6 protein-coding genes are annotated in these 5,222 nt (G+C 67.6%); 5 read left to right on the plus strand and 1 reads right to left on the minus strand.

The genetic code is table 11. The features are described from left to right. Positions 1–32 precede the first annotated feature (32 nt). On the minus strand, positions 33–1,064 hold the full coding sequence (locus I6U14_RS02530) for an alpha/beta hydrolase (protein ID WP_296896636.1): 1,032 nt from the start codon (positions 1,062–1,064) through the stop codon (positions 33–35). A gap of 296 nt (positions 1,065–1,360) precedes the next feature. Here I6U14_RS02530 and I6U14_RS02535 point away from each other — a divergent pair, with 296 nt between their 5' ends. The 5 genes from I6U14_RS02535 (at position 1,361) to I6U14_RS02555 (ending at position 5,182) form a co-directional block, all read left to right on the plus strand. After that, the gene (locus I6U14_RS02535) at positions 1,361–1,876 is read left to right on the plus strand and encodes a L,D-transpeptidase family protein (RefSeq protein WP_296896638.1); all 516 of its coding nucleotides are present in this window, start codon (positions 1,361–1,363) and stop codon (positions 1,874–1,876) included. 143 nt (positions 1,877–2,019) lie between these two features. Next, positions 2,020–2,826, plus strand: a complete 807-nt coding sequence (locus I6U14_RS02540; protein WP_296896639.1) for an META domain-containing protein — start codon at positions 2,020–2,022, stop codon at positions 2,824–2,826. A gap of 123 nt (positions 2,827–2,949) precedes the next feature. Beyond that, positions 2,950–3,171 carry a lipoprotein gene (locus I6U14_RS02545; RefSeq protein ID WP_296896641.1) on the plus strand — a complete coding sequence of 74 codons (222 nt, stop codon included), beginning with the start codon at positions 2,950–2,952 and terminating at the stop codon, positions 3,169–3,171. A 30-nt stretch (positions 3,172–3,201) separates the two neighbouring features. Then, entirely contained in the window at positions 3,202–4,446 is a 1,245-nt protein-coding gene (gene lysA, locus I6U14_RS02550; RefSeq protein ID WP_296896642.1) for a diaminopimelate decarboxylase, read from the plus strand. 58 nt (positions 4,447–4,504) lie between these two features. Continuing rightward, positions 4,505–5,182, plus strand: a complete 678-nt coding sequence (locus I6U14_RS02555) for a trans-aconitate 2-methyltransferase (protein ID WP_296896643.1) — start codon at positions 4,505–4,507, stop codon at positions 5,180–5,182. The last annotated feature ends 40 nt before the right edge of the window (positions 5,183–5,222 follow it).

The following is a 5,222-nucleotide window of genomic DNA, read 5'->3' on the forward strand; positions in this document are numbered from 1 at the left end:
GTTGGGATTACCGGGGCGAATCGGACGGTGGATCAGGGCCTGAGTCCTGGGTTGGGCTCGGTGTCAGGCAACCGGTCCAGCCATTGGTCCATGATGTCCATCACAGCAGCTGGGCACTCTTCCTGGGGCAGATGGCCACAGCCCGGCAGCTCGGCATAGGTGGCGTTGGGCAGCGCCCTAGCCGCGTCCAGAGAATCCACAGGAGGCACGATGCGGTCTTCCGCTCCGGTGATCACCAGCGCGGGCACGTCGATTTCGGTGAGGTGCCGGCGGATCTCCACCGGGTCGGTGAGCGAGCGCGCGAGAAGCGCCGCCCATGCGGCGTCCCAGTTGGCCATTTCCTGGTGCACGGCAGCGCGGGCACGGCGCTCCTCGTCGATACGGCCAGGGTCGGCATAGGCATAGTCGAGCAGCGGCATGTCGGTGCCCAGGGTCCGCGCGAGCAACAGGGTCAAGCGCTGCATCTGCGGCAGGTCCACCAGCCACTGCGGCAAGATGGGCCGCTTGGAGTTGACCCAGGGCGCGAGCAGGATGAGACCGCGCACTCGGTCCGGATAGGCCAGCGCCGCCTCCAGTGCCAGGGTGCCGCCCGAGGAGTTGCCGACGAGGTACGCCTGCTCCACCCCGAGCGTGTCCAGCAGCGATATCAGCTGCGAGAGCGCGGCGGCCTTGGCGTAGGGATCGCCGCTCTCGCGGGTGCCGGGCAGCGGTTTTGCGCTCAGGCCGTACGGAACCTGATCATAGGCCATCACGCGCCCGCGCTCGGCCAGCGACGCCATGATCCGCTCCCAGGTATATAGGTTGAACGTGAAGCCATGCAGCAGCACGAAAGTCGGTCCGGCAGCATCCGCTTGCCGCTCGGCCACATGCAGGCTCAACCCGTCGGTGCCGGCGACGGGAATGCGAACGAAACGGCTACCGGGGCGCTCGAGCGCCTGGAGCCGGGTCTCTCCGGTTGCGGGCGCGGGGTCCACCAGCAGCGGCCCGACGGCGGCGCCCACGACCGCAAGTAGGAGCACGAGCACCAAGAGGCTCGACAACAAGCGGAACAGCACACGCAGCATGGGGCGACGGGGAGTGACAGAGCGGCAGGAGCCGAGTTGTGCCGCCGATCGGCGACTGGCGCGCATCGCATGCTAACACAGCCGCCGCAGGTGCCTGGAGCGAGCGAGCGCCAACACCGCCAACGCGACTGAAGAGCGCGCTCTAACCATCCGATATTCCGCTACATTTGTAGCGCGTTTGACCGATGCCAAGCGCCGGTTTAACGGGTAGACTCCAATTACTTGAGAACTTTTACAGTCCGCCACCGATGTCGCGCCGCAATCTCTCCATAACTACATCCCTCGCCTCTGCACGCATGCCCGCAGCCCTTACCCTTGCCGCAATGATCGCGCTGGCAGGTCTCCTCGGCGGCTGCGCCTCCAAGCCGGAGCCCACCGTGCGCTTCGTCGACAGCGTGCTGGTGCGCAAGGGCGATCGCACGATCCAGCTGCTGCATGACGGCGAGGTTTACCGGGAGTACAGCATCGCCCTCGGCGACAGTCCGGAGGGACACAAATTCATGGAGGGGGACGAGCGCACGCCCGAGGGCGACTATGTCCTCAACTGGCGCAATCCCAACAGCAACTTCCACAAGTCCATCCATATTTCCTATCCGAATGCCCGGGACCGGGCTTTCGCCCGCGCCATGGGCGTGAACCCCGGCGGCATGATCATGATCCACGGGCGCCCGAACTGGCTCACCTCTCCCGCCGTCGCCCGGGAGTATGACGGCCGCGACTGGACCGACGGCTGTATCGCCGTGAAGAACCACGAGATGGATGAAATCTGGCGGCTGGTGCGCGACGGCACACCCATTCGCATCCTGCCGTAGCTGCCGCGGTGGGTTCCGCGCCGGCCGCCGACAGCCGGCATGGCGACACGCTGGCCGAGTGGCCTTGGGCACTGCAGGGAACAACTAGGAGCGCCATAATGCGCGCGCCCTGAGATTTGCCCGCCAGCAAAAGAGGTCCGCTTATGAAGCCGATGCAAGCGCCGCTGTGCGCACTGGTGCGCCTCGCAGCTGCCGGCGTGCTGCTCGCCGCCTGTCTGCAAACGGCACTCGCCGCCGGCCTCGAAGGTCAGGATTGGCAGCTCACCAGCTATCGGACCGAATCCGGTCTCGCCGATGCCGCCCAGGCCGGCACCCGCGCCGTGCTGCGCTTCGAGGGAGGGCGTCTCAGCGGCAGCGCCGGCTGCAACCGGCTCCTTGGCAGCTACACCTCGGACGGTGACGCCCTTGAGCTCGCGCCGAACATGGCGAGCACGATGATGGCCTGCCCACCACTCCTGATGGCCCAGGAGCAGGCCGTCATCCAGGCCCTAGGCCAAGTGACGGGCTACAGCAGCACCAACGACGAGCTCATCCTCACCGACGCGGCCGGAGAGACGCTGCTGACCTTCTCGGAACTGCAAGCGACGCCGCTGACGGGCACCACCTGGCGACTGACGCATTTCAACAACGGCAAGGGCGGCGTGAGCACAACGGTGCCGGGCACAGAGTTCATGCTGATGCTGGCCGAGGACGGGCGCTTGAGCGGCAAGGCCTGCAACAACTACCGCGGTGGCTTCGTGGTCTCGGGCGAGGATTTTGCGTTGGAAGGCCCGCTGGCAGCCACCAAAATGCGCTGCCCGGCGCCGGAAGGCATCAATGCGCAGGAGTCCGCGTACTTCGCCGCCCTGGAGCGCGCAGCTCGCTATCACATCCACGGCGACGAGCTGGTGCTGACCGACGCCGACGGCGCCGTCCAGGCCCGCTTCCGGGCCGCCGAGCTGGGCGACTAAGCACCGCGGGCCGGCTGTTGTGCCCGATTCCGTTGGCCCGTTTGCGCTACCTACTCACCCACACGCCGGGGCGGTCCCGCATCGAATTTTGCCCGGCAGCAGTAGATGCGGCATCATCGCTGCATGGAAGCCCGACGCCGCTGCCGGCTCATACCACTCGTGATCGCCTGCGCGGCATTGCTCGGCGCCTGCGGTCAGCAGGGGGATCTATATCTTGCCGAAGACGACCCGGCCCGCGCCGAGCGCGATGCCCGTGGTCGGGTTGAGCCCTTTCCATTCCCGCCCGCAGATGCGGACTGGCCACCAGAAGCGCCGGCCGAGCCCGCCGCCGACGCCGGTTCCTGACCGCACCGGGCGCTGTTGCAGAGCCGCCGGATGGATCATTTCAACTACCGCGGCGACCGACTGTTCGCCGAAGACATCCCGGTCTCCGAGCTGGCCGAGCGCTTCGGCACGCCTTGCTATGTGTACTCCCGCGCCACGCTGGAGCGCCACTGGCACGCCTTCGACCGAGCGCTCCGGTCACGCCCACACCTGATCTGCTTCGCTGTTAAGGCCAACAGCAACCTGGGCGTGCTGAGCCTGCTGGCGCGACTCGGCTCCGGCTTCGATATCGTCTCCGTCGGAGAGTTGGAGCGGGTGCTCGCCGCCGGCGGCGCGCCAAATAGGGTTATCTTCTCCGGCGTCGGCAAACGCGTGGACGAGATCCGCCGCGCCCTCGCGGTCGGCATCCGCTGCTTCAACGTGGAATCGGAGCCGGAGCTGACGCGCATCGCCGCCGTCGCTGCCGAGCTCGATACCCGGGCCACGGTGTCGCTGCGCGTCAACCCGGACGTCGACGCCCGCTCGCATCCGTACATCTCCACTGGCCTCAGGGAGAACAAGTTCGGCATCGATATCCACGAGGCCGAGGCCGTCTACAAGCATGCGGCGGCACTGGAGCACATCCGCGTCGCTGGCGTCGACTGCCACATCGGCTCTCAGCTCACGGAGCTGTCGCCCTTTCTGGACGCGCTGGACCGGGTGCTGGCGCTGGTGGACCGCCTCGCAGACCAGGGCATCGCCATCGAGCACCTCGACTTGGGCGGCGGCCTCGGCATCCGCTACACGGACGAAGCCCCGCCCGAGCCCGACGCCTACGCAGAAGCCCTGGACGCCCGACTGGGCGACCGCGACTTGGAGATCATCCTGGAGCCCGGGCGCGCCATCGCCGGCAATGCCGGCATCCTGCTGACGCGCGTCGAATACCTGAAGCCGACAGCCACCCATCACTTCGCCATCGTCGACGCGGCCATGAACGACCTACTGCGCCCGGCGCTGTACCAAGCGACACAGGAGATCGTGCCCGCTGAGCGTCGTGCTGGCGAGCCCCTGTCCTGGGACATCGTGGGCCCGGTTTGCGAAACCGGCGACTTTCTCGGCAAGGGCCGGTCCCTGGCGCTGGCGCCGGGCGACCTGCTTGCGGTGCGCTCCAGCGGCGCCTACGGCTTCACCATGAGCTCCAACTACAACAGTCGGCCGCGACCACCGGAGGTGATCGTCGACGGCGACCAGGCCCACTTGGTACGCCGGCGTGAGACCCTAGCCGAGCTGTTCGCCGACGAAGCCACACTACCCTGAGCTGCACACACCGCGCCCGTCGCCGGTCACCGCCCTGGAGACTGCCCGGAGATTCTCAATGAAGCGCCGCCCCGAGCCCGAGCTGATGGACGGCCACGAGCAGGCCCGCGCGTACGCCGAGGCCGATTTCAGCGAGCCCAATGAGCTCTTCCTGCGCCTGCTGGCGGAGCAGGCGCCGGGCGAGCTGCATGGCGCCCGCGCGCTCGACCTGGGCTGCGGCCCGGCGGACATCGTCATCCGCCTGCTGCACCGGTATCCGACGCTTCACTGCGACGCCTTGGACGGCAGCCAGCCCATGCTGGACCTGGCCCAAGCGGCGGTCGACGCCCTGCCGGGCATCGCAAGCCGGACACGGCTTCTGTGCGACAAGCTGCCCTCGGCCCGCATCGAGACAGGCGCGTATGACCTAATCCTCTCCAACAGCCTGCTGCACCATCTGCATGAGCCGCAGGTGCTCTGGCGCAGCATCCGCGCCGCGGCAAAGCCCGGCGCCCTGGTGCTCGTGATGGACCTGATGCGTCCTGCCTCTGCGGGCTGGGCGGCCGCGCTGGTGGAAAGCTATGCCGCCGACGCACCAGAGGTGCTGAAGCAAGACTTCCGCAACTCCCTGCACGCCGCCTTCGAGCCGGCGGAGGTAGCCGAGCAGTTGCAGGCCGCCGGGCTCGCGCAGCAGTTATCGGTGAATGTCGTGAGTGACCGGCACCTGGCGGTATGGGGGCGGATGAGTGGCGAGTAACGAGTAGCGAGGGGCGAGGTCCCGCACCAATCCTCACTCG

The sequence above is a fragment of the Thiohalocapsa sp. genome (assembly GCF_019695415.1).
Classification (GTDB): domain Bacteria; phylum Pseudomonadota; class Gammaproteobacteria; order Chromatiales; family Chromatiaceae; genus Thiohalocapsa.

What these genes read in the sequence shown, in the direction of transcription:
- I6U14_RS02530 (WP_296896636.1), bottom strand. Translation starts at nt 1,064, where the DNA reads ATGCTGCGTGTGCTGTTCCGCTTGTTGTCGAGCCTCTTGGTGCTCGTG.
- I6U14_RS02535 (WP_296896638.1), top strand. Translation starts at nt 1,361, where the DNA reads ATGCCCGCAGCCCTTACCCTTGCCGCAATGATCGCGCTGGCAGGTCTC.
- I6U14_RS02540 (WP_296896639.1), top strand. Translation starts at nt 2,020, where the DNA reads ATGAAGCCGATGCAAGCGCCGCTGTGCGCACTGGTGCGCCTCGCAGCT.
- I6U14_RS02545 (WP_296896641.1), top strand. Translation starts at nt 2,950, where the DNA reads ATGGAAGCCCGACGCCGCTGCCGGCTCATACCACTCGTGATCGCCTGC.
- lysA (WP_296896642.1), top strand. Translation starts at nt 3,202, where the DNA reads ATGGATCATTTCAACTACCGCGGCGACCGACTGTTCGCCGAAGACATC.
- I6U14_RS02555 (WP_296896643.1), top strand. Translation starts at nt 4,505, where the DNA reads ATGAAGCGCCGCCCCGAGCCCGAGCTGATGGACGGCCACGAGCAGGCC.